Raw genomic sequence first — 24,565 nt, forward strand, 5'->3', positions numbered from 1 at the left:
GCTTCTCCGTCTGGGCGCCTCTGGAGAGTCCACCATGGCGGAGGGGGCCCCGTCGACCTACATCCAATCCTGTCTGCATGAGCAAGCGCCCGGCCGACCCCCTTCGTCGCTTCCACGAGCCCACCCGCGCCTGGTTCGACGCCGCCTTCCCTGAACCCACGGGGGCGCAGCGCAAGGGGTGGCCGCCGATCCTCGATGGCGCCTCCACGCTCCTCCTCGCGCCGACGGGATCGGGCAAGACCCTGGCCGCGTTTCTCACGGCCATCGACAAGCTCCTGTTCGCACCCGAGCCGCATCCGAGTGAGCGCTGCCGTGTTCTCTATGTCTCCCCCCTCAAGGCCCTCGCCGTCGACGTCGAGCGGAACCTGCGCGCGCCGCTCGCGGGCATCGCGGTCGCAGCGGATCGCCTGGGGGTGCCGCACCGCGCGCTCCAGGTGGGGTTGCGCTCGGGCGACACGGCGCCGGACGAGCGCGTCAAGCTCGCCAAGCGCCCGCCCGACATCCTGATCACCACCCCCGAGTCCCTCTACCTCCTGCTCACCTCGAACGCGCGCGAAGGCCTCCGCGCCGTCGAGACGGTGATCATCGACGAGATCCACGCCGTCGCCCCCACCAAGCGCGGCGCGCACCTCTTCCTCACGCTGGAGCGCCTGGAGGCGATGCGCGAGCCCGGGCGGCCCCTCCAGCGCATCGGCCTCTCCGCCACCCAGCGACCGCTCGAAGAGATCGCGCGCCTCCTCGGTGGAGGCGAGGTCGACCCGCAGGGAGTATGGAAGCCCCGCGAGGTCACCATCATCGATGCGAGCGCACCGAAGGCGCTGGAGATCTCGATCGAGGTCCCCGCCGAGGAGATGCCGGCGATGCTGGCGGGCACGGGCGCACCTGCTCCACGGCTGGATGACGTGCGTGCGCCGCGCGCCGTGCGGAGGGCGTCGTCGACCACCGAGGCGCGCACAGCCGAGCAGGGCTCCGTCACCAAGCGTGCTTCCACCAAGCGTGCTTCCACCGCACGACCGACGAAGGCGCGGTCCGCCAAGCGCACCGCCCTCCACGAGGCATCTGCGTCGGCACCGTCCTCTCCTGCGCTCTCGGAGCCTGGTCGCTCGAAGACGTCCACCCCTCCGTCCTTCGCGCCACCCGCTTCCCTCGCGTCGCCCCCGGCGCCTCCCATCCCCCCCCGCAACCCCTCCGTCTGGCCAGGCATTCACGCCCGCCTCGTCGAGCTGGTCCGTGCCCACCGCTCGACCATGATCTTCTCCAACAGCCGCCGCCTCGCCGAGCGCCTCGCGGCCGCGCTCAACGACCTCGCCGGCGACGTCATCGCCCGCGCCCACCACGGCTCCATCGCCCGTGAGCAGCGCCAGGCCATCGAGGAGCAGCTCAAGGAAGGCTCCCTCCCCTGCATCGTCGCCACCTCCTCCCTCGAGCTCGGCCTCGATCTCGGCGCCGTCGACCTCGTCATCCAGATCGAGGCGCCTCCCTCGGTCGCGGCGGGCCTCCAGCGCATCGGCCGCGCGGGCCACCACGTCGGCGGCACCTCGCAGGGCATCATCTTCCCCAAGCACCGCGGTGATCTCCTCTCGTGCGCCTCCGCCTCCGCCCTCATGCGCGAAGGCCGCGTCGAGCAGACCCGCTATCCCCGCAGCCCGCTCGACGTCCTCGCCCAGCAGATCGTCGCCATCACCGCCATGGATGCCATCCATGTCGACGCCCTCTTCGACCTCGTCCGCCGCGCGGCGCCCTTCGCCGAGCTACCGCGCTCCAGCTTCGAGGGCGTCCTCGACATGCTCAGCGGACGCTACCCCTCCGACGAGTTCGCCGAGCTACGCCCTCGCATCGTCTGGGATCGCGTCGGTGGCCTCGTCCGCGGTCGGGAAGGGGCCAAGCGCCTCGCCGTCGTCAACGCGGGCACCATCCCCGACCGTGGGCTCTACGGCGTCTTCCTCGCCACCGACGAGCCTGCGGGCAAGACCAGCCGTCGCGTCGGCGAGCTGGACGAGGAGATGGTCTTCGAGGCGCGGGAAGGCGAGGTCTTCCTCCTCGGTGCCTCCTCCTGGCGCATCACCGAGATCACCCACGACCGCGTCCTCGTCGTCCCCGCGCCGGGGGAGCCTGGCAAGATGCCCTTCTGGCGCGGGGATCAGGTGGGCCGCTCCGCCGAACTGGGGGCTGCCATCGGCGCGCTCACCCGCACCCTCGCGGGCCTGACCGAGCCCGAGGCCGAGGCCCTTCTCCGTGAACAGCATGGCCTCGACCCGCGCGCCGCCGAGCGCCTCATGCGCCACGTCCACGATCAAGCGGCGGCCACGGGGGACGTTCCCAGCGATCGCACGATCGTCGTCGAGCGCTTCCAGGATGAGATGGGGGACCTCCGCATCTGCATCCTCTCTCCCTTCGGCGGCCGCGTGCACGCGCCCCTCGCCACCTGCCTCATCGCCCGCGCGCGTTCGGAGCTGGGCCTCGACATCGAGGCCAACTGGACCGACGACGGCGTCGTCATCCGCCTCCCCGAAGCCAACGAGCCTCCGGATCCGCACCAGCTCCTCCCGCAGGCCGACGAGGTCGAGGATCTCCTCGTCCAGCACCTCGGCGGCACCGCGCTCTTCGCCTCCCGGTTCCGCGAGTGCGCGGGCCGCGCCCTGCTCCTCCCGCGCCGCATGCCCGGCAAGCGCGCCCCCCTCTGGCAGCAGCGCAAGCGCGCCGCCGATCTCCTCGCCGTCGCCGCGCGTTACGGCTCGTTCCCCATGCTCCTCGAGACGTACCGCGAGTGCTTGCGGGACGTGTTCGACCTCGGGGCCCTCCAGGATCTCTTGCGGGGCATCCAGAGCCGCAAGATCCGCCTCACCACCGTCGACACCCGCGTCCCGTCTCCCTTCGCCGCTTCGCTCCTGTTCTCGTACGTCGGCAACTTCATGTACGAGGGGGACCTTCCCCTCGCCGAGCGCCGCGCCCAGGCCCTCACCATCGACCAGAGCCGCCTCCGCGAGCTGCTCGGCGAGGCCGAGATGCGCGAGCTGCTCGACGCGGACGCCGTCGCCGCCATGGAGGCCACCCTCCAGCGCCTCGATGGCCGCTTTCCGCCGAAGCATGCCGACCAGATTCACGACCTGCTGCTCGCTCTCGGCGATCTCTCCCGCGACGAGCTCGCGCAGCGCTGCCGCCATCCCGACGAGGCGCTCGAAGCCGCTCGCGCGCGCGCCGACGCGTGGGTGGATGGCCTGCTGCGGGAGCGACGGATCATCGAGGTGCGCATCGGTGGGGTCCTGCGCATCGCCGCTGCCGAGGATGCCGGCCGCTTGCGGGACGCGCTCGGCGTCATGCCACCCCCTGGCCTCCCGGCGGCCTTCCTCGCCTCCGTGCCCGACGCCCTCCAGGATCTCGTCGCCCGCTACGCCCGCACCCACGCTCCCTTCCACGCCGAGGACGTCGCCCGGCGCTTCGATCTCGGCATCGGCCCCGTGCTCGGCGCGCTCGAACGCCTCATGGAGCGCGGCAAGGTCGTCGAAGGCGAGCTGTCTCCTGCCGGCCGAGGCCGTGAGCACTGCGACGCCGAGGTCCTCCGCATCCTCAAGCGCCGCTCCCTGTCGCGGCTCCGCGCCGAGGTCGAGCCGGTCGAGCCGGAGACCTACGCCCGCTTCCTCGGCGAGTGGCACAGCTTGAACCGACCTCGCCGCGGGCCCGAGGGACTGCTTGCGGTGATCGCGCAGCTCCAGGGTGCGCCGCTCCCCGCATCCGCGCTCTCGACGCAGATTCTGCCCGCCCGCGTCGAGGGCTACCGCCCGGGGGATCTCGATGCGCTCTGCGCCGCCGGGCTCGTGCTGTGGCGCGGTGTGGATCCCATCGGCGACACGGATGGCCGCATCGCGCTCTACCTGACCGAGGCCTACCCGTACCTCGCCCCGCCGGCGCAACGCGCGGAAGGGCCGCTCGCCGAGAAGGTGCGGGAGGCGCTCCGGCGTCGTGGTGCGGTGTTCTTCGCGGACCTCTCGCGCGAGACGGGCGCGTTCGGGGCCGATCTCTTGCGCGCCTTGTGGGACCTCGTGTGGGCGGGCGAGGCCACGAACGACACGCTCGCGCCGCTCAGGTCCCTGGGGCGCACCGAGAAGCGCGGGGGGCGCCGTGGGAGAGAGCGCTCCATGGGAGGCCTCGGGGGAAGCAGCTTCTTGCCTGGCGCGGCGCGCGGTGGCTTCGCGGTGGGGGGCTGGCGCGCGGGTCCGCCCGGGAGCGAGGGCCGCTGGTCCCTCTTGCCCGAGTTCGGCGGCGCCGTTGCGGTGAACGAGACCGAGCGCCGCACCGCCCTTGCGCGCGTGCTGCTCGAACGCCACGGCGTGCTCACCCGCGAGGCCGTGCAAGGCGAGGGCATCACGGGAGGCTTCTCTGCGGTCTACGACGTGCTGCGCGCGATGGAGGACGCCGGCAAGGTGCGCCGCGGCTACTTCGTCGCGGGTCTCGGCGCTGCTCAGTTTGCGCTGCCTGGCGCCGATGACCGCCTCCGCGCTTGCCGTGATGCGCCCGAGGGGAGCGAGGCCATCACGCGCGTGCTCGCGGCGACCGACCCTGCGAGCCCCTGGGGCGCCGCGGTCTCGTGGCCTGAAGCGGAGGCCTCGGTGCGACCGCAGCGCGCCGCGGGGGCCCTCGTCGTGCTCCGCGAAGGCCGGCTCATCGCGTGGGTCGGGCGCACCGAGCGCAGCCTGCTCACGTTCCTCCCCGACGCCGAGCCGGCGCGCGGGGAGACGATCCGCGCCATCGCGCAGGCCCTCGCGGCGCTGGTCGACGAGGGACGCCGACGCAGTGTTCTGCTCGCCACGGTGAACGGGGGGCCGGTGAGCGCGTCGCCGATCGCGGCTGCGCTCCAGGCGGCAGGGTTCTCTCCGATGTCGCAGGGCTACCTGAAGCGCGCGGGCGGGATGCCTCGCGGTGATGGTTACCGGGAGCGTGGTCTGATGCCGGGCGCACCCGTCGTGGGCTTTGGCGGCCCAGCGGGCAACGCGCGCGGGCAAGGGATGGTGCCAGCGCCGCGAGGGCAGGGGACGGTGCCAGCGCCGCGAGGGCAGGGGGGCCTGCCAGCGCCGCGAGGGCGGGGGAACGCGCCGGACTGGCTGCGACGTGCGGCGATGGGAGGAGGTCTCGCGGCTGCGGGATGGGAGCCGCCGCCGGGCGTGCAGCAAGAGCCGGAGGACGCGGTCGAGGGCGACGAGGAGAGCGACGACCTCGATGACGAGTTCGACGAGGGGGTCGGAGACGACGGGGACGAGGGAGAAGGCTGAGCGCGCTCAGGGCCGCACCTTCGGAGGGGCCCCGTGCGCTCGTGGGGCCGGTCAGCGCGCGCGGTTTCGCCCGCTGGGGGCAGGGCTCGACGCGCCGTAGCGCAACCCATCGATCAGCAGGTCGACCATGCGCCGGCTGTGGGCTGGCCCGACGTCCTTGTTGGAGGCGGAGAGGTTCGCCACGGCCCACAGCAGGTCGGACGACTGGATGTCGTCGCGGATCTGACCCGCGCTCACCGCGGCATCGAGCAGTGACTGGAGGGCGGGCTCGAGGTGCTCGCGGAAGTATGCTGGCAAAGCGTCGAACGCTGGGTCTCCCGAGTAGAGAGCCGCCGCGAGCCCGCGCTTGGTGGCGATGAAGGCGGTGTAGCGCCGGAGCCACCGCGCCAGCGCCTCGCCAGGCTCATGCTGGCGGGAGAGCGACGGGGCTGCCGCGGCGCAGGCGTCTACTTCGCGCCGGAACACCGCCGCCACCAGGTCGGAGCGCTGCGGAAAGTGACGGTAGACGGTCGCGATGCCGACGCCCGCTTCTGCCGCGATCGCGCGCACGGGCGCGTCCACACCGGACGTGGCGAAGACGGACTTGGCCGCCTCCAGCAGCGCGTCGAGGCTCCGCTGCGCGTCGGCGCGAACGGTGCGCGCCGCAGGAGCCTGCACTCCAGCCTTCTCTCCTCCCGCCGTTCGTCTCACGACTTCCTTCTTGCCTCGATCGCCGCTCACACGCACCGCCATTGACAGACGGAACATTGTTCCGTATCAACTCCTCAGGAAACGGATCATTGTTCCGTATTGATCCGGAACCGTTCCGCGTCGAGAGCGTAGGGCACGCCGACGTGCGGGTCACGCGCCAACATTTCTGGATGGAGGAAGCCATGCACGACAAGTCTGTCGCCCTGGTCACCGGGGCCAACAAGGGGATCGGCCTTCAGATCGCGAAGGATCTCGCTGCGCGCGGGCTCACCGTGCTCATCGGGTCCAGAGATCTGGAGCGTGGAGAGGTTGCCGCGAAGGCGGTCGGAGCGGGCGCTCGCGCGATCCAGCTCGACGTCACGGATCAGGCCTCGGTCAAGGCTGCGGCAGCCCGCATCCGGGACGAGCTGGGCCGGCTCGACGTGCTCGTCAACAACGCCGCGATCGCGCAGGCGGGAGCGTCAGGCCGGAGCTTCGAGGAGGTCATGGCGGCCAACAAGCCGAGCAAGACGTCGATCGACGAGCTGCGCGCGATCTTCGAGACGAACGTGTTCGGCGTCGTCGCGGTCACGCAAGCGCTGCTGCCGCTGCTTCGCGAGGCGCCGGCCGGCCGCATCGTCAACGTGTCGAGTTCCCTCGGCTCGCTGACGCTGAACGCGGACCCCGCCTCTCCGTACCGAGGGGCGTCCGGCAACTACAGCGCGTCGAAGACGGCCCTCAACGCGATCACCATCGCCCTCGCCCAGGAGCTCGCGTCGACCCCCATCAAGGTCAACGCAGCCTGCCCCGGCTTCACCGCGACGGACCTCAACAATTTCCGGGGAACCCGCACCGTCGAGCAGGGAGCACGCGAGGCCGTGCGTCTGGCACTGCTCGACGAGAACGGCCCCACGGGCACCTTCTCGGACGAAGACGGCAAGGTCCCCTGGTGAGGGGCGAACGAGCGCGCTGACCGTTCAGCAGCCGACGATGGACACGCGCTTGCCGCGGTGAGCGATCTCGCGCTGAAAGAGCCGCTCGCTCCAGGGGACCTCCTTGCGGAGGTCGAACATCACCAGGTGCCCCTCGTCGAGCCCGGCGTGATCGAGGTAGCGCGTCACCTGGTCGAGGGCGTCCAGCTCGGTCTCCGTATCGCGGCGGAGCTTCACCTCGATGGCGTGGCGCGCACGCTTCCAGGAAACGAGCAGATCCAGCGCCCCACGCCCGAGGCCGTACTCGCGCTCGATGCGCCCGCCGCCGTTCACGATGCGCTGCAGGAAGGCCATCAGCATCAGGTGCGGGCCAGACTCGCGGTAGCCGAACCCCTCGGCGGCGAGGTGGCCGTCCTTGCGCCAGAAGGCCTGGAAACCAGCGAGGAGCTTGGCCAGGTCGAGGTCCCCGTCGGCGCGTACGTACCAGGCTTGTTCCTCGGCCATGGAAACCTGCTGCACGTAGGTCAGCGCGCGGGGGATGACTTCCCGGTAGATGGCGTTGGCGATGGTCGGGGTGCCGGAGCGCAGCGAGATCAGCCCGAGCCCCAGCACATCGGCGAGATCGTCGTCGACAAGATCATCAGGGAGTCGCTCCCCGGCAATCATCGGATCGAGGATCCGGCGCAGGCGCGGTTCACGCAGCCGGGCCATGAGCGAGTCGATGTGCGACCGCCGCTCATGGATAATCGTCTCATTCGCTGCGTCGACGTGGGCTGCGGTGATTGTCGTCCCCCGCTCCTCCACATCCCAGCCTACGATCTGATCGGCCAGCGCATTCGTCAGCCACGGGTGCCCCTCGGCGAGGTTCCAGATGCGCTCTACCGCCTCCGGTGAGAACCGCTGCCCTGTCGCAGCCGTATGCTGATCGAGCAGCTCTGCGACCTCTGCCTCCGCGAACGAGCCGAGTGTCGTCGCCTCCGCGGTGATGTTGAACGGCGACGTGGTCCCGAGCCACGTCACCGTCCGCCGCTCCTCGCGGGTCATCACGTAGTCCCGCACCTGCCGCTGCCCGACCAGCGCCACGCTCGCCGGGAACGAGGCCCCGCTCCGCGCGATGTACCCCTGCCTGAGCTGCGTCAGGAACGACACCAGTGCTTCCCCCACGAGCCCGTCCACCTCGTCGAACAAAAGCACGAACGGCCGCACACCCCCCGCGGTGAGCCGGGTGAGGTACTCCAGCAGCGCGGTCGCCGGATCCTGGAGCAGCTCGTCGAACGACGCCCGGTCTGGCCGTGGAAGCTCGGGGAGCCGCAGCGCCAGCGCCCGGTCGATGTTGGTGAGGATCGTGCGCATCGCCCGCGCGACGTCGGGCTGCTCGCGGGCCGTCTCGATGTCGACCCAGAGCGCGTCGAAGCGACCCGTCTCGTTCAGGTGCCGCTCCAGCCACATGAGCGACGTCGTCTTGCCCGTCTGCCGGCCCGCATGGAGCGTGAAATATTTGTGGTCCTCGATGAGGCGCAGCACCCGCTTCAGCCGTCGCTCCGGAGGCAGCATGTAATGCTCACCCGGGATGCACGGTCCGGCGATGTTGAACGAGGGCCTCACCCGCCGGAGCCTAGCATCCCGTCTTCCTCGCCGTCGCTCCCGGGGTCGTCAGCCTCTCAAGGCCTCGCCTCCTTCCGTGCCGGCGGAGCGAAGGCGGGCACCGCGAACTCGGGCACGGGCAGCGACACCTCGGTGGGCAGCCCGCTCGTCTCGCCCGTCTTCAGGAACTCGTGGACCGCCAGCTTCGCGGCGGGCGCTTCCCGGAGCTGATAGAACGGCCCGTCGTGCCCGGCCCGGTGCACGAGGATGACGCGACCGTTCCGGAAGTACGGGAGCAGGCCCAGCGTGTTGTCGATCGGCGTCGACGTGTCCCAGTCGCCGTGCACGAACAGCGTCGGGATCGTGGTCTCCACCGGACGCCGCAGCGCATCGCCCATGTCCGGCGTCGGCCAGTCGGGCGCCGACGCGAGGTTCGCCTCGAAGTTCCAGGTGCCCAGCAGCGGGAGGGCAGGGTCGGTGCGCAGCAGGTGCTCGCGGGCGGCGGTCACCCCCAGGCTGCTGTCGATCAGCGGGCCGATCAGCGGCACCGGGTGCGGCCGACGCTCCTCCTGGACCTCGCGCGCCCAGCCTTCGTAGTGCTCGTGGTACAGCGACAGGATGAACGCTGGCCACTGCGCGCCCTCTTGCGTGTGCGAGAGCAGCGCGCGCTGGAGGTCCTCGGATCCCAAGGTCACGGTCTGCACCTCGCCCGCCTCGGACTGGACGCGCACCTCGACGGGACCTCGCGCGAAGCGCTGATGCAGGGCGCTCACCGCCCCCATGATCCCGCCTGGCGGAAGGTACGGCACGAGCTTCGGATCGCGGTCGGCGTCGTGTGCGATCCGTTGCAGCGCGGCGAACACCTGCGACGGCATGTCGTAACCACTGTCGAGCGGCTCGGTGGACGAGAGCACGGCGCGCGCGACGATCTCGGGGTAGAGCCGCATCACGGCCAGGCTCCACTGCGAACCGAAGCTGCCTCCGAACAGCGTGATCGTGTCGTAGCCGAGAGCGCGCCGCAGATCGTCCACGTCGGCGGCGCATGCGGCGATGGTGTAGCCAGCGAGGTCCTTGTCCGGGTGCGCGGCCACCGCGGCCCTGGCCTGTGCGCGCATGGCTTCGGCCTCGGCCTGCACCGAGGCCGGTCGGTCCAGAGGCCACGCGTCGGTCGTCCCTTCGAGCATCTCGCCGCGCCGGGTGTAGCCGCGCTGCTCGATCACGACGAGGTCACTGTTGGCGATGAAGGTCAGCCAGGACTTCAGCCGACCCCTGGAGGCGGCGTCCTCGCCCGTGAAGGCGCCGAGGACGCTGAGCCCCGGACCCCCCGGGAGCCAGAACACCGGCGGGGCTCCCGTGGGATGCCGGGCCTTGATGCGCGCGTAACCCACCCCGATCGATCGGCTCCCCGGCACCCGTCGGTTCTCCGGAACGTACAGCGTGCCGAGTTCATACGGGATCTCGGTGCCTTCGGCGTCGCGCACGGTGCCATGCTCACGGACCACCTCGCGGGAGGCGCGCGCACCGGACGGGAGAAGAGGGGCAGCGATGACGCATAGCAGCAGCAGCCAGCGCGACAGCGACCCGGGACCCGGTGACCTCATGGCGAGGTCGAGCATACGCCCAGACGAACTCCCCCAGCGCCATGCCGCTGGCATACCATCGGACCATGCAAGGAAACGTCATCGAGTTAACTACAGCTTCCGGTCCGATGCGCGCGTACGAGGTCGGTCCGCCTGGTGCTGGCGCGCGCGGTTCGCTCGTCTTTCTGATGGACGGTCTGGGCTTCCGCGACGTGCTGTTTCCCATGGCCGATCGCTTCGCCGCGGGGGGCTACCGGGTGATCGTGCCCGACCTCTTCCATCGCGTCGGCCCGAACGTGCACTTCGACGCGAAGGAGGTGTTCTCGTCGCCCGACAAGATCGCCGAGATGCGCAAGTTGCTCTCCAGGGTCGACACGCCCGGCGCGATGGAGGACTTCGCGACGTGTCTCGAGCGGCTATCGGCTTCGGCCGAAGGCTCAGGACCGATCGGCACCCTCGGCTATTGCATGGGTGGACGGTTCGCGTTCCTTGCCGCCTCCCACTTCCCCGACAGGGTTCGCGCCATCGCGTCGATCCACGGGGGGCACCTCGTCACCGCCGCACCGGACAGTGCGCATCTCGCTGCCGATCGGATCCGCGCGCCGCTGTACTTCGCGATCGCCGAGCAAGATGGCTCGTTCACACCCGAGAACGAGACGACGCTGCGCGAGACGCTCGAACGCTGTGGCGCGCGCTTCGAGATGGAGCACTACGCAGCCCGACACGCCTGGACGATGGCCGACGCGCCGGTGTACTCGCCCACGGAGGCCGAGCGGCACTTCGAGCGTGTGCTCGCGTTCTTCGACGCCTCGCTGCGGGAGGCGTGAACGCTCTCGGGGCTCCGTGGCGCGCGGCCCTGACTCCTCCCCGAGGTAGGCAGGGCCGCGATGCAGCGGAGCCCCGAGCCGCGCGTCGTTCGAGCACCTGCACAGAACGGTGAGCGCATCGCTCCGAGCGGTCGGAGACTGTTCGAGGAGCGGTCGGGGTGACGTGCGGAGCGCCACGTGTTCGAAGGTGTCTGACTCGTGAGTTGGGAGAACCGATTCGTGATCGGAGAGAACCGATCAGTGAGTCGGGAGAACCGATTCGTGATCGGAGAGAACTGAACAGTGAGTCGGGAGAACCGAACAGTGAGCCGGGAGAACCGATTCGTGATCGGAGAGAACCGAACAGTGAGTCGTGAGAACCGATTCGTGATCGGAGAGAACCGATCGGTGAGTCGGGAGAACCGATTCGTGATCGGAGAGAACCGATCGGTGAGTCGGGAGAACCGATCAGTGAGCCGGGAGAACCGATTCGTGATCGGAGAGAACCGATCAGTGAGCCGGGAGAACCGATTCGTGATCGGAGAGAACCGATCAGTGAGTCGGGAGAACCGATTCGTGATCGGAGAGAACCGATCAGTGAGTCGGGAGAACCGATTCGTGATCGGCGAAGACTGGTTCGTGAATGGCGATCGACGATCAGTGAACGGTGATCGACGATCAGTGAACGGTGATCGACGATCGTTGAACGGTGATCGACGATCGTTGAACGGTGATCGACGATCGTTGAACGGCGATCACCCCATTTGTGACGATGCTCGCTTTGCGTCGGCCGCTCTGCGGTGCTCCATCCCGGGAGAATGGCCCTCGTTTGCTGCGTGTCCTGGCGCGGGAACACGTTCGCCGAAGCGGTCTGTCCTTCTCTTGGGGGGTGGTTTCGCTCATGGCGAGCGAGGGCGGAGAATCTCCTACATCCACCCCAGCCGGTGCTCTTCCTGACTTGACCCAGCGTGGTAGCGTGCGCGGCAGGACAGCCTGGACGATGAGCTCTGTGCAACGAATCTCGGGAGGCCCGCGGCCGTATGCCCTGGCTGCGGTCGCCGTGCTGTTCTTTCTCTCCGGGGCGACGGCGCTGACCGCCGAGGTGGTGCTGAACAAGCTCCTCACCTACGTCTTCGGAGCGAGCCACCTGTCCACCTCGACGGTGCTCGCGGCGTACATGGGGGGCCTCTCGGCGGGGGCGTACCTGTTCGGCCGTCGCTCGGAGAAGCTGCGGCGGCCGGTGCTGGCGTATGCGGCGCTGGAGCTCGGGGTCGGCATCTTCTTCGTGCTGCTTCCGCTGCTCTTCGGGCCGTTCCAGCGGCTGGGGGTGGCGCTGGCGAGCCCGCTGTCCGGGTCGCCGGCGCTGCTGACGACGGTGCGGTTCGCGCTGTCCTTCGTGCTGGTCTTCGCACCGACGCTGATGATGGGCGGAACGCTGCCGACGATGATCGCGGCGTTCCGAGGCGAGCAGGCCTTCGGTCGGAGCTTGCCGATCCTCTACGCGATCAACACGCTCGGCGCGGCGACGGGGGTGCTGCTCGCGAGCTACGTGGTGATCCCGGGGCTCGGGCTGGATGGAGCGCTCTACGCTTGTGCGGGGGTGAACTTCGCCGTGAGCGCAGCGGGAGCGCTGCTGTCGCGGTGGTTCACGGCCTCCGAAGGGGTGGCGGCGTCACGCGAGGTCGCGGTGGTCGCGGCGTCGGCGGCATCAGGTGATGTCGCGGCGGTCGACGGGACGGCGGCGTCGGGTGATGTCGCGGCGGCAGAGGGGGCAGGGAAGGCAGCGGCGCTGGCGCGAGAGGCTGCGGAGTCGGCGCGGCGTGAGGCGGAGCCGGCGCGACGTGATGCGGAGGCGGCGCGGGAAGGTGCTGCGTCGGGAGGCGTGGGCGGCGGGCCTGCGTGGGAGCTGTCGCCGCGGGTGGCGATCGTGCTGGCGTTCTCGCAGGGGGCGATCGCGTTCGTGCTGGAGGTGGTGTGGTTCCATCTCATCGGGACGGTCATCGGCGTCACGACGTATGCGTTCGCGCTGATGCTGTTCTCGATCCTGCTCGGGATCGGGCTGGGGAGCTTGCTCTTGCCGGTGGTGCTGCGGGTGACGCGGCGGCCGCCGGCGGCGATCTTCACCTGGGCGATGCTGTTTGCGGCGCTCGGCGTGGCGGTGTCGTTGCGGGGCTGGGACGAGTTCGTGTGGGTCGTGGAGAAGACGCCGGAGCTGCGGCAGGCAGGGCACTTCTGGGGGCGGGAGCTGGTCCGGTTGTCGTTCTGTCTGGCGCTGCTGCTGCCGACGACGCTGGCGCTGGGGATGGCGTTGCCGGCGCTGGCGGCGGCGGCGTCGCGGATCGCCGGGGAGCATCCGGGGGCCTGGGTGGGGCGGCTGTTTGCGGCGAACACGCTGGGGACCATCACGGGGTCGCTGTCCTGTGGGTTCGTGCTCCTGGGGTGGCTGGGGTCGGAGCGGATCCTGCTTCTGGGGGCTGGGCTCGCGCTGCTCGTGGGGGCTGCGGCGCTCGTCGCGGGGCGGCGGGTGGCGGTGGCACCGAGTGCGGTGGAGCCGACCGCGGTGGAGCCGCGCGGAGGTCGGTCGAAGCTGGTGTCGGCAGCCGATGGGCTGTCGAGCGATGGGCTGCTGGTGGCGTCGTGGCGCGAGGTGGGGTTGCTCGCGGCCGGGGCGATGATCGTGGTCGGGCTCTCGATGCGCGGGTCGTGGGATGCGTACCGGCTGACGAGCGGGAGCCACTACTACTGGGAGCCGTACGAGAAGACGCCGGTCAGCGAGGTGATGTGGATGCGTGAGGACGCGCAGAGCGGGTTCATCACGATCATGAAGTCGCCGGACGGGCGGAAGACGATGCGCACGAACGGCAAGTACGAGGGGAACGACGCGCCGGCGGAGTTCCAGGATCTGTTCGCGCTGCTGGGAGGGCTGTACCTGAAGCAGCACGAGCGGGCGGTGCTCGTGGGGCTGGGGCCGGCGCGGACGCTGAACGTGATGCACGCGATGCCGTTCCGGCACATCGAGGCGGTGGAGTACAGCGAGGCGATCATCGCGGCGGCACGCGAGGGGTTCCCGGAGTTCTCGGCGGTGCCGTTCGGGGACACGGCGCGGGTGTCGGTCCACGGTGATGATGGGCGGAACCACATCCAGCTCTCGCAGCACGCGTACGACTACGTGGCGATCGCGATCTCGGGCGCGGCATTCGCTGGCGCAGGGAGCATCTACAGCCGGGACTTCTTCCAGGCGGTGCGCGGGCGGATGCGAGACGACGGGGTGTTCATGCTGTGGATCCAGGTGCACCACGTGTTCCCGCAGGATGTGCGGTCGGTGGTGTACACACTGCGGCAGGTGTTCCCGCACGTGCACTTCTACACGGACCCGTGGCAGACGCAGGGATTCTTGATGGCGTCGCCGTCGCCACTCACGGTGGATCCAGAGCGGGTGCGGTCGCTGGATGCGTCGCCGCAGATCCGGGCGGTGCTGGAGCAGCACCGGATGTCGTCGGCGCTCGATCTGGTGGAGCGGAGCGTCTTCACGACGGAGGAAGAGTTCGCGCGGTATCTGGCAGCGCCCGAGGTGGGGGCGGCGCCGGTGTTGCTCCGGGATCTGAATCCGGCGTTCGAGTATTCGACGCCGTACGCGCTGGCGGAGGCGATCGGAATGTTCGACTTCCAGCGGTTCTCGGACAAGAAGCTGCCGGTGTTTGCGCCGCCGTTGCCCGATAGCGAGCTGGCCCTGCTGGAGGCGCGGCGCTGGCTTGCCGTGGGAGACAAGGAACGGGCGGATGCTGCGCTCCGGCGTGCGCGGAAAGGTCAGGAGGCTGTATCGTCGCCTCCGTGAAGTTTTTTTCCGCATCCGTTCTCCGTCGTGTGCTCGTTGCTGCTGCGCTCTCCGTGGTGGTGGCTCCGGTGGGATGCTCGACGGCCGGAGGAGCCGCAGGTTGTTCGAAGGGGGAGGGGCCTTCGGAGGCGACGGGGAAGGGGGTGGATCTGAGCCCGGTCCCGGCGCCGGCTGGGCTGATCGCGGAGGCGTTCGTGGCGTCGCCGGAGTCGACGTGGGCAAAGGCGCGGACGGCGGTGGGAGGTCCAGCGCTGTTCCTGCCGGTGAACGTGGGGACGCTGGTGGCGAACGTGCTCGGGCTGCCGCCGACGGTGGCGTCGGAGATCGACGGGAATGTGCCGGTGGTGGGCGCCGTGGTGGACCGAGGGACCGCGCCGGCTCCAGGTGGGCTGGGGGTGGAGCATCAGGCACCGCGGGCGGTGGTGGGCGTCCACGTGAAGAGCGGGCCGCGCTTCGTCGATCAGCTCACGAAGGGGGAAGCGGCGCGGTATCAGGCGCGGGTCGATGAAGCGACGTCGATCACGGTGCTGGAGCCGAAGTCGGCTTCGCCAGCGGGGAGCGCGGCGTCCGAGGAGGGACCTGGGGGCGCTGGTGCGGGAGCGCTCGGGGTGCTCGGCAACTACTTGCTGGTGGCTCCGGCGGTCGCGGATCTGACGGCGGTGGGTCCGTACGTGGCGCGGACGCTGTCGCAGGGGGCGGCGCCGAAAGAGGATGTGGTGGTGGATGTGCCGCGAGCCGCGATCGGTGGGCCGATCCTCGGCGCGGTGCGCGAGGCGTGGGAGCGGGTGCGGCCGGCGCTGGAGGCGGGCCAGGCGTCGTCTCTGGCGGCGACGGGGACGCGGTGGATCTCGCTTCTGGGGGACATGGAGAAGGCGCGGGTGACGCTGGTGCTCGACGAGGCGGCGCACCTTCGGTTCGAGGCGACGCCACGCGCTGGGGATGGGCCGGCGAAGCAGGCGGTTGCAGAGGCGTCGGTGGGGGACGTGAAGCCGCTGCTGGAGCTGCCTGCGGATGTGCTGGGTGGGCTCTTGATGCGAGAGTCGGCGGCGGGGCGGCAAGCCAGCGTGGCGTCGCAGGTGGGGGCGATGGTGCGGTTGCTCGGGCGTGAGGAGCGCGAGGTGCCCGAGAAGGAGAAGGCGCAGATCACGTCGGCGTTGCAGTCGCTGGCGATCGCGCGTGGGGACTGGTTCGCGGCAGGGGTGCGGTGGGAGGGGATCGGGCCCACGGCGGTGGCGCGGGTGGCGGTCGCGGACGAGGGGAAGCTCGGCGGCGCGCTCGAGGAGTTCATGGATCTGACCAAGCTGCCGTCGATCAAGGCGTACCTGAAGGACGAGGGGCTGACGATGACGGTGGGCAAGCACGTGGTGGAGCGCCTGCCGGGAGAGGTGCGGCGCATCCGCTTCGGGCAAGAGAAGGAGGGGGCGAAGGCGGCCGCGAAGGCGAAGGAGCCGGAGCTCGCGGCGCTGCCGCGGAACATCAGCTTCCTCCACTTGCTCAAGGACGGGGCGCTGTTCGCGTCGGCGGGCTACGAGCCCGATGAGGGGATGCGGCAGATCGTGGCGGCGGCGTCTGGCCCGAACCTCGGCGGGGTGCCAGCGATGAAGGCGGGGCTCGACGCGCTGGGCTCGGAGGTGTCGTTCGCGCTGTTCCTGGATCCGCTGCGGCTCCTCGCGGTGCGCACGGGGAAGCCGGCGCCCGCAGAGTCGACGCCAGTGTTCGTGGCTGCGGGGGCATCGTCGGCCGGTGAGGGCTCGCTGTGGGGGCGGCTCGATGTGCCGACGGCGGTGCTGCGGGAGGTGGTGCGGCGCAGGGGCGGTCTGTGACACGCGCGGTGCTGCAAGCGTCGCTGCGAGGAGTGCTGCGAGGAGTGCTGCAACGAGCGCTCGGGGCGGCGCTGCGGGGAGCGCTCGGCGTGACGCTCGTCGGTGGGTGCGGGCTCCAGGGGGGCTCCGCGTGGATGGAAGAAGGAGAGGGGGCGGCTGCGCTGGCGCGTGGAGGAGAGGGCTGGGTGAAGGCGCCGCCGCCGCGCGCGCCTCGGCTGTCGTCGCAGGTCGAGGGGGGCAGGGGCGTCGACGGAGAAGGCCCGGAGGAGCTGGAGGGGGAGCGGCTGGTGCTGCGGGAGCACGGTACGGCCAGGGACGGTGGTCCAGGGGGGCGAGGGCGCGGGGAGCCCGGGGAGCGCGGGGACGGTGAGCCGGAAGAAGGGATTTTCCGGAACACCTACTACGACTTTCCGAGCGAGGGGGTGGGGGCGCGGGAGGCGACGCTGTTCGATGGGACCTGCGCTCCGCTCGCGGCGGTGACGCGCGCGTTCCATGACGCGGTGTGCGTGCAGGGGAGCGGGAAGCTGGCGTCGGGTGGGACGGTGAGCTTCGCGAAGCGGGGATGCGCTTGCGCCGACGTGTGCCCTCGGACGGGGCAGAAGATCTGCTACGAGCGGCTGGATCCGGCGCGCTTTCCGCATGGGCGGGGGGCGATGGGGACGGCGATCACGCCGCTGCGTACGGTGGCGGTGGACTCGGAGGTGATCCCGCTGGGGTCGCCGGTGTTCATCCCGGAGCTGGTGGGGCTGCCGTTCGCCGATGGCGCCAAGCACGATGGCTGCTTTCTGGCAGAGGATCGGGGGATCAAGGTGGTGGGGCGTCAGGTGGACGTGTTCACCGGGGATCCCGGGATGACGCAGCGCTGGAACACGCTGTTTCCCTCGAACCGAGGGGTCCACGTGGTGCCGCGCGACCCGCGGTGCGCGGGGCTGGGGCGTCGGAAGTGAGCGGGAACTGAGGGGCGGCCCGCGCGCGTTCGCGCCGGTGTGACCCGTGCGCTGCGGCGCCGGGCTGTGCCACGGCGCGGCGTTGTGCCACAGCGCGGCGTGAGGTGCGTTCCGCGTTGCGCAGCGCGTGCGAGGTAAGAGGTGCCACAGTCGACCGGGGGGCGGTCGGTCGGCGTACCTTCTTCGGCTTCCGCCTTAACGGATCATGGTGACGCGGTCTGCGGGTATCGATGTTGTCGCCCGGAGTCGTGTTACGCTGATAAGCCTTTCCGGTCTCCCGATGAGCTCGCCCCGCGGTGGTTTTCCAGATCCTGCACCGTCACAGCCGTCTCCCGCGGCGGGTGGGAATGCAGGCGACGAGAAGCAGCGCGCTCGTGCGCGCATCGGCCTGACGATCAAGGGGAAGTGGCGCCTGGACGCGCTGCTCGGCGTCGGCGGGATGGCGTCGGTCTACGCGGCGACCCACCGGAACGGGGCGCGGGTGGCGCTGAAGATCCTGCACGCGGAGTTCGGGCGGGATCCCGGGATCCGCGAGCGGTTCCTCAAGGAAGGGTACGTCGCGAACCGGATCGAGCACCCGGGGCGGGTGGCGATCATCGACGACGATGTCACCGAGCTGGACGAGCCGTTCCTGGTGATGGAGCTGCTCGAAGGCGAGACGGTGCAGCAGCTCTGGAAGCGCAACGCACGGAAGGTGCCGGTCGGTGAGGCGCTGTTCATCGCGAGCGAGATGCTCGACACGCTGGCGGAGTTCCACGCGCAGGGGATCGTCCACCGCGATCTGAAGCCGGCGAACATCTTCATCACGCGCGAGGGGGCGGTGAAGCTGCTCGACTTCGGCGTGGCGCGGGTGCGGGACGGGAGTGGGATGACCATGGCGGGGACGGCGCTGGGGACGCCGTCGTTCATGGCGCCGGAGCAGGCGATGGGGCGCATCGAGGAGATCGATGGGCGAGCGGACCTGTTCTCGGTGGGCGCGACGCTGTTCGCGATCCTCGGGGGGCAGCGGCTGCACCAGAGCCGCTCGGACAACGAGGCGTTCATCCTGGCTGCGACGAAACCGGCGCCGTCGCTGGCGCGGACGGCCCCGGAGCTGCCGCCGACGGTGATCTCGCTGGTGGACAAGGCCCTGGCGTTCCACGCGGCGCAGCGCTTCCAGTCGGCGGAGCAGATGCGCCACGAGGTGCAGCGCGTGATGAACGAGCTGGGTCTGGTGGGGTTCCACCAGGCCGAGTCGCAGAGCACGCGTCGTCCGCCGCCGCCGATGGACACGCCGACGCCGGTGGTGGAGCAGCGGGGCGTGCGGTCGGGCGAGGACGAGCCCGACGTGGGGGCAGATCACCCGGACGTGCAGCGGCTGGTGGAGCTGTTCCGTCGGCTGGAGCGGGTGCTGCCCTCGGTGCGTCACTACGGGTGGGGTCACCCGGACTCGGACAACAAGCTGCGCGTGACCTTCCAGGTGGTGGTGGACGCGCTGCGCGACGCGCCGGAGCACGTCTACTGGAAGCTGACGCCGTATGCGTTCGAGCACCGTGGCTGCACGGTGTGGGAGCCCGGGCATCCGCTGGATCTGGTGCCGTACAACCTGTTCGCGGCAGGGGTGCGGCGGCTGTCGCTGCACCCGGGGATCACCGAGGGGGAGCTGCGCTCGCTGGTGGAGGTGATGCTGCTCGATCCGCTGCGGGATCTGTTGCCGGAGGACGACATCGCGTCGGCGCTGTGGGAGCGGCGGCTGGAGCACATCCGGTACGACGTGGTGAGCGTGTTCGCGGAGGGGGACGCGGCCGAGCGGGAGCTGTTCTGGGAGGAAGCGGACGACCTCGAAGAGCTGGCGCGGCGCGCCGCCGCCGAGGAGAAGCAGAACCGCGCCGAGGCCGCGGCGATGGTCATCGACACGGATCGGGAGGCGCTGCGGGCAGCGCGGCAGGCGGCGAGTGCGCTGGCGCTCGATCCGGCGGCGCAGCGGGCGCTGGGGACGCAGCTCACGCAGAGTCCGGAGCGGTGGAGCGAGCGCTTCATCGACGTGACGGCGGACGCGTTCATCAACGCACGCCGCTACGGGGATCCCGAGCTGTTGATCGGTCCGATGGGTGCGTCGGCGCGGGATCAGATCCTGGGGCGGCGCTTCGATCTGCTCTTCGGGATGCTGGAGGCGGTGGGGCGCTCGCTCGCGACGCTGGCGCCGAAGGAGGCGCCCGCGCTGGTTCCGGAGCTGGCGCGGGGGATGTTCCCGCCGGAGACGCTGCGGCTCTTGATCCGGGAAGCGACGCGAGGGAGCGGGCCTGGTGGTGCGCCGGTGACGCCGCTGGATCTGGAGATCGTCGCGCGCGGCCTCGACGGGGTGCTGGAGCACCTGGGAGCGGAGCACATCCAGGTGACGGTGGAGCTGCTCCCGCAGGTGACGCACGAGGATCTGCGCGAGGTGCTGCTCAACTACCTGACCCGGGCGCTGCCAGGGCACGAGCCGCGGGTGGTGGACGCGGTGATGACGATGGATCTGGAGAACGCGCGGGCGATGCTCCGGATCTTCGCGGGCTCTCACACGCCGGGGGCGATCGAGGCGCTGCGGCGGCTGTCGGGGTGCGGGATCGCGGCGCTGCGGTGCGAGGCGATCGCGTACCTGGCGAGCTCGCCCGAGCAGCTCCGAGACGAGCTGATGCAGCTCGCGGAGACGGGGACGCCCGAGCTGCGGGTGGCGGCGCTGCGGACGCTGGCGTTCCACCAGATCCGTGCGGCGGGGCCGCTCCTGGTGCGGCGGATCCAGGATCCGGCGTTCCAGAAGCTCTTGCTGGACGAGCGGCGGGAGCTGCTCGCGGCGCTGTTCACGCTGAACCCGTCGCGCGGTGAGGGGGTGGCCGTGGAAGTGCTGAACCGGCACGGGCTGCTCGTCGACGAGGCGGTGGAGCAGACGCGCACGCTGGCGGCAGAGATGCTGGGGCGGGAATCGCGGTCGCAGCAGGCGCTCGATGCGGTGGTGGCGGCGGCGAAGCGGCGTCCGTGGAACAGCGGGGAGCTGCGTGAGGCGGCGACGGCCGCGGCGGAGGCCATCGCGGCGCGGCTGGGACAGCGGTTCGCTCCGAGCGGTGAGGGGTGATGGAGCAGTCGTCGGTCAACGTCATCAGCCAGAACGTCGGTGAGAACGTCCGCCGGGAGCAGGCACGGGACCTGGCGGCCGCGGTGGTCCAGGCGATCTTCCGGCTGGTGAAGGCGGCGACCCTGCACGCGGTCGACAACCAGGCGGTGGTGCGCCAGGTCGAGGAGACGGTCTCGGTCATCCACGATTTCGGGCACCGCACCGGCTACAACGTGTCGATCCTCTTCACACGGGGATCGGTGTTCGTGTCGGGGCAGCTCCTGAAGGCGAACCGCTCGGTGTACGAGGGGGCGCTGGAGCTCGCGGAGATCTTCGAGCGCTGCGGGTACTCGGAGCTGGGGGTGGCGCGGGACGTGCGCGCGTCCGATCTGACCACGTTCGCGACCGCGGCGGCAGAGTCGCTGCGGACGGGTCACCCGCTGTCGGAGCGGCCGGCGCCGCACGTGCGGCTGCGGGCGGTGGGGGACGCGGTGCTCCGGCGCGAGACGGCAGTCGACCACGTGGACGACGAGACCGAGGCGATCGTGCGGACGTACGCGACGGCCGTGGTCGTCATGCGTCGGTTCTTCGACGATCTGCGCCACGGTCGGTACGCGCTCCGGCAGTCGGTGAAGCGGATCGCGCAGCGGCTGGTGGATCTGTCGGCAGGGGAGACGCCGGCGTTCCTCGGGGTGACGGCGCTGCGCAACCAGAATTACGACGACGCGGGGCGGGCGGTGAACACCGCGATCCTGAGCCTGGCGATGACGCGTCAGATCACCACCGACGTGGCGCAGCTCGGGCGCGTGGGGATGGCGGGGCTCCTCTTCGACACGGCGCGAGCGCGGCTCTCGGGGATCACGAAGCGCGGGGGAGACGGGATCGTTCCGGAGCTGTCGGACCAGCAGGACGCGGACGTGCCGGCGGGGACGGCGGTGGTGCTGACCGCGCTGGGGCTGGTGAACGAGCCGTCCGTGATGCGCACGGTGATCGCGTACGAGGGGCACTGGGCGCGCCGTCAAGGGAGGCTCGGTCCGCTGTACCGCGGTCTGCGTCAGCCGATGCTGCAGGCGCGAATCATCGCGACGGCACGGGCCTTCAACGATCTGCTCACGCCGGCGCCGGGAGACGAGCCTCCGTCGGCGGACGAGGCGATCGCGACGCTGGGGAAGGGGGCGACGGATCCTGCGGATCGGGCGGTGCTCCGCCTGCTCGTCGGGGCGCTGGGCATCTTCCCGACGGGGACCCTGGTGGAGCTGTCTTCCGGGGAGGTGGCGCTGGTGGTGCAGACGCCGTCGCACCCGGCGCGCTACTCGCAGCCGCGGGTGCGGCTCGTGCTCGATGCGGCGGGAGGACCGATCCCGCGGACGACGGAGATCGATCTGGCGGCGCGGCCGAAGCTCGGGGAGCGGTCGCGCTACATCCGGCGGGTGGTGGCGACGAGCGACGATCCGGCGGCGGCCGCGATGCGAGCGCACGCCGCTTCCCAGGAGCCGTCGCCGGCGTCGGTGCGTGCCACGAAGACGACGTTGCCTCCGCCGCCACGACAGGCGGCGCACATGCCCCCGATCCCGCAAGACACAGGGGGAGCGCGCGTTTCTCGGCCGCCGACGCTGACGCCCCCTCCCGGGCGCTCGGAGTCGCCCACGGTGCGGCCCGGGCGCCGGGTCTCGGCGCAGCCGTCACCGCCGATCGCGATCCCTCCGGCGCCTCGGATCACGGAGCCCTTCGCGCCTGCGGCGTCGTTCGCTTCAGGGCGAGAGCGGGCCACGGCAGAGATCGTCGACACCTCCGGGCGGCACCTGTCGTTCGAGCTGGCGTCCGACGAGGTGGACGTCCACGCGCAGATCACGCGGTCGTCGTGGGACGACGTGTCCGAGGAGGTCGAGGCGCTCGAGGCGGTCGAGGAGATCGAGGTGCTGGAGGAGGAGCCGGCCGCGGCAGATCTCCCCGGGCTCCTCGCGTTGCCCAAGGAGGCGCCCACGGCCGAAGGGGGGCTCGGTCGGACGCCGCTGGTCCACCTGCTCGTCTACATGCTCGATCGCCGGCTGACGGGCACCACGTGCTTCGTGGACCCGGACGAGTTCGTGCACGGTGTGTACTTCGTCGACGGGATGCCCTCGAAGGTGTGGACGGGGACGATGGTCGCCCCGCTCGACCGGGTGATCCTGGATCTGGGGCTGCTCGACGAGAAGACGCTGCGCGACAGCCTGAAGGAGATCTCGCGGAAGCGGGTGCTCCACGGGCGACATCTGGTCCAGAAGGGGCTGATCGATCGGGACGGGTTGCTCACCGTCCTCAGGCATCAGCTCGTGCGCAAGCTGGTGGCGCTGTTCGATCTGCCGCCAGAGACGCACTACGCCTACTACGCCGACGTGAACCTGCTCGAGGGGTACGGTGGGCCCGAGCTGCTGGAGTGCGAGCCGCTGTCGGTGATCATGGCCGGGGTGCGGCTGCACGCGGACGATCCGATCGTGGACACGACGCTGGAGAGGATCGCGCACCGGCCGCTGGGGCTGCACGTGGACGCAGAGGTGCGACGCTTCCAGCTCCACCGGGACGAGGCGGCGGTGGTCGATCTCCTGCGCACGCGGAAGATGACGCTGGAGGAGCTGTCGTGCGCCGGGGTGGCGCAGGAGCGGGTGGTGCGGTTGACGATGTACGCGCTCGCGATCACCCGGCACCTGGATCTCGGGATCCCGGGTCGTGGGCCCGTGGGTCTCGGACGCGACAGGCCGGCGTCTCCGCTCGTCGAGGTGAGCGCAGGACAGCGGGGGTCGCGAGCGCCCGCGCCGCCGTCGAACGCCGGAACGCCGCTGCCGCGCACGACGCGGAGCCAGCTCGCCGAATCCGATCCTCCGCAAGGAGCCGGAGCCGGCGATGGGGGGCGTGTCCGCACGGGGCGCGATACGGTGGCACCTCCAAGGGGTCAGGCCGTGACGGTGATCACGGCGGGGGACGAGCCTCCGCCGAGCCGGCGGACTGGCAGCGCGCCGGCAGGGGATCCTCGCTCGGCGACGGAGGGGGTGGCCATGCCCCGCACGACGGATCTCCGTGGCCCGAACTCGACGAGGACGCTGACCTCCCCCGGGGTGCGTGCGGGTCGAGGGGCAGAGTCCACGCCGCCGCAAGCGCAGGTGATCGTGGCGCCGCCGTCGGAGCGGAGGGCGGCTCCGCTGTCGGAGCGAAAGGGCCCATCCCCTGCTGCGGCCGCAGCAGTGGCCTCACCGGACAGGGCGGCGGTCGATGCACGCGTCGCAGCACGCAAGGCCGAGATCGAGGCGCGCGCGGCGACCATCGAGACCGAAGATCTCTTCCAGGTGCTGGGTGTGACGCAAGAGGTGGCGCCGGAGCGGATCCGCACCTCTTACTTCGCGCTCGCGAAGCAGTGGCATCCCGACCGGCTGCCGGTCGAGCTGCAAGAGGTGAAGCCGCTCGTCTCCAAGGTGTTCGCCCGGATCAGCGAGGCGTACCAGACGCTGACGGATCCGGAGCGCCGGCGCGAGTATGTGGCGTCGCTGGCGGAGGGGGCACCCGAAGACGACGAGGAGAAGCTGGCGCGGGCCTTCGACGCTGCGCTGGAGTTCCAGAAGGCCGAAGTGCTCGTCAAGAAGCGCGATCTGGTGAACGCGGAGGTGCTCGTCAGGCGCGCCGTGGAAGCTGATCCCGACCAGCCGGAGTACGTGACGTTGCTGGCGTGGGTGCGGGCGTTGCGGCGGGGGGATCCGCCGCAGTTCCAGGAGGGGGCGCAGAGCCCTCATTTCGATGATCTGATCGAGCTGCTGGACGCGGTCGTGGCCAGAGAGCCGCGCTACGAGCGGGCGTTGTTCTACCGGGGTTCGCTGCTCAAGCGCACGGGTCATCTCGACCGGGCCGCTGCGGACTTCCGGCTGGCGGCGGAGATCAACCCGAAGAACCTGGATGCCGTCCGGGAGGTGCGTCTCCACGACATGCGGAAGCGCAGTGCGCCCGAGCCTGCGCCGACGGCGCCCGGGGGAAGCGGTTTGATCAACAAGATCTTCAAACGCTGACGCGACCCGGGGTCGCGC

Annotated in this window: 12 protein-coding genes; 9 read left to right on the plus strand and 3 right to left on the minus strand. The window is 70.7% G+C overall.

Annotated elements, in window-relative coordinates; all coding sequences use genetic code 11:
* Positions 1-77: 77 nt before the first annotated feature.
* Positions 78-5,267 carry an Lhr family helicase gene (locus CMC5_RS09360; RefSeq protein WP_082362343.1) on the plus strand — a complete coding sequence of 1,730 codons (5,190 nt, stop codon included), beginning with the start codon at positions 78-80 and terminating at the stop codon, positions 5,265-5,267.
* A 51-nt stretch (positions 5,268-5,318) separates the two neighbouring features.
* Here the strand turns inward: CMC5_RS09360 and CMC5_RS09365 are convergent, their stop codons facing one another.
* Positions 5,319-5,999, minus strand: a complete 681-nt coding sequence (locus tag CMC5_RS09365; RefSeq protein WP_050430074.1) for a TetR/AcrR family transcriptional regulator — start codon at positions 5,997-5,999, stop codon at positions 5,319-5,321.
* 140 nt (positions 6,000-6,139) lie between these two features.
* Here CMC5_RS09365 and CMC5_RS09370 point away from each other — a divergent pair, with 140 nt between their 5' ends.
* Positions 6,140-6,889, plus strand: a complete 750-nt coding sequence (locus CMC5_RS09370) for an SDR family oxidoreductase (protein WP_050435810.1) — start codon at positions 6,140-6,142, stop codon at positions 6,887-6,889.
* A 24-nt stretch (positions 6,890-6,913) separates the two neighbouring features.
* Here the strand turns inward: CMC5_RS09370 and CMC5_RS09375 are convergent, their stop codons facing one another.
* Together CMC5_RS09375 and CMC5_RS09380 are read right to left on the minus strand one after the other, a co-directional pair.
* A complete protein-coding gene (locus tag CMC5_RS09375; protein ID WP_050430075.1) occupies positions 6,914-8,473 on the minus strand; it encodes an endonuclease NucS domain-containing protein in 1,560 nt (519 codons plus the stop codon).
* Positions 8,474-8,529: 56 nt separating this feature from the next.
* Complete coding sequence (locus CMC5_RS09380; RefSeq protein ID WP_050435811.1) at positions 8,530-10,053, minus strand: alpha/beta hydrolase; 1,524 nt, start codon at positions 10,051-10,053, stop codon at positions 8,530-8,532.
* Positions 10,054-10,118: 65 nt separating this feature from the next.
* Here CMC5_RS09380 and CMC5_RS09385 point away from each other — a divergent pair, with 65 nt between their 5' ends.
* The 7 genes from CMC5_RS09385 (at position 10,119) to CMC5_RS48400 (ending at position 24,547) form a co-directional block, all read left to right on the plus strand.
* Positions 10,119-10,859, plus strand: a complete 741-nt coding sequence (locus CMC5_RS09385) for a dienelactone hydrolase family protein (protein ID WP_063796523.1) — start codon at positions 10,119-10,121, stop codon at positions 10,857-10,859.
* Between the two features lie 303 nt (positions 10,860-11,162).
* On the plus strand, positions 11,163-11,795 hold the full coding sequence (locus CMC5_RS48920; protein ID WP_425394827.1) for a hypothetical protein: 633 nt from the start codon (positions 11,163-11,165) through the stop codon (positions 11,793-11,795).
* A gap of 52 nt (positions 11,796-11,847) precedes the next feature.
* A complete protein-coding gene (locus tag CMC5_RS09390; RefSeq protein ID WP_050430077.1) occupies positions 11,848-14,673 on the plus strand; it encodes a fused MFS/spermidine synthase in 2,826 nt (941 codons plus the stop codon).
* Positions 14,670-16,496: a hypothetical protein gene (locus CMC5_RS09395; RefSeq protein WP_156338389.1), complete on the plus strand. Its 1,827-nt coding sequence runs from the start codon at positions 14,670-14,672 to the stop codon at positions 16,494-16,496. Before CMC5_RS09390 ends, CMC5_RS09395 begins: the two co-directional genes overlap by 4 nt.
* A gap of 44 nt (positions 16,497-16,540) precedes the next feature.
* On the plus strand, positions 16,541-17,443 hold the full coding sequence (locus CMC5_RS09400) for a 3D domain-containing protein (protein WP_156338390.1): 903 nt from the start codon (positions 16,541-16,543) through the stop codon (positions 17,441-17,443).
* Between the two features lie 280 nt (positions 17,444-17,723).
* Positions 17,724-20,537 (plus strand): serine/threonine-protein kinase, encoded by a 2,814-nt coding sequence (locus tag CMC5_RS09405; protein ID WP_050430080.1) that lies wholly within the window; start codon positions 17,724-17,726, stop codon positions 20,535-20,537.
* Positions 20,537-24,547: a DnaJ domain-containing protein gene (locus CMC5_RS48400; protein WP_050430081.1), complete on the plus strand. Its 4,011-nt coding sequence runs from the start codon at positions 20,537-20,539 to the stop codon at positions 24,545-24,547. Before CMC5_RS09405 ends, CMC5_RS48400 begins: the two co-directional genes overlap by 1 nt.
* The last annotated feature ends 18 nt before the right edge of the window (positions 24,548-24,565 follow it).

The organism is Chondromyces crocatus (genome assembly GCF_001189295.1).
GTDB lineage: Bacteria > Myxococcota_A > Polyangia > Polyangiales > Polyangiaceae > Chondromyces > Chondromyces crocatus.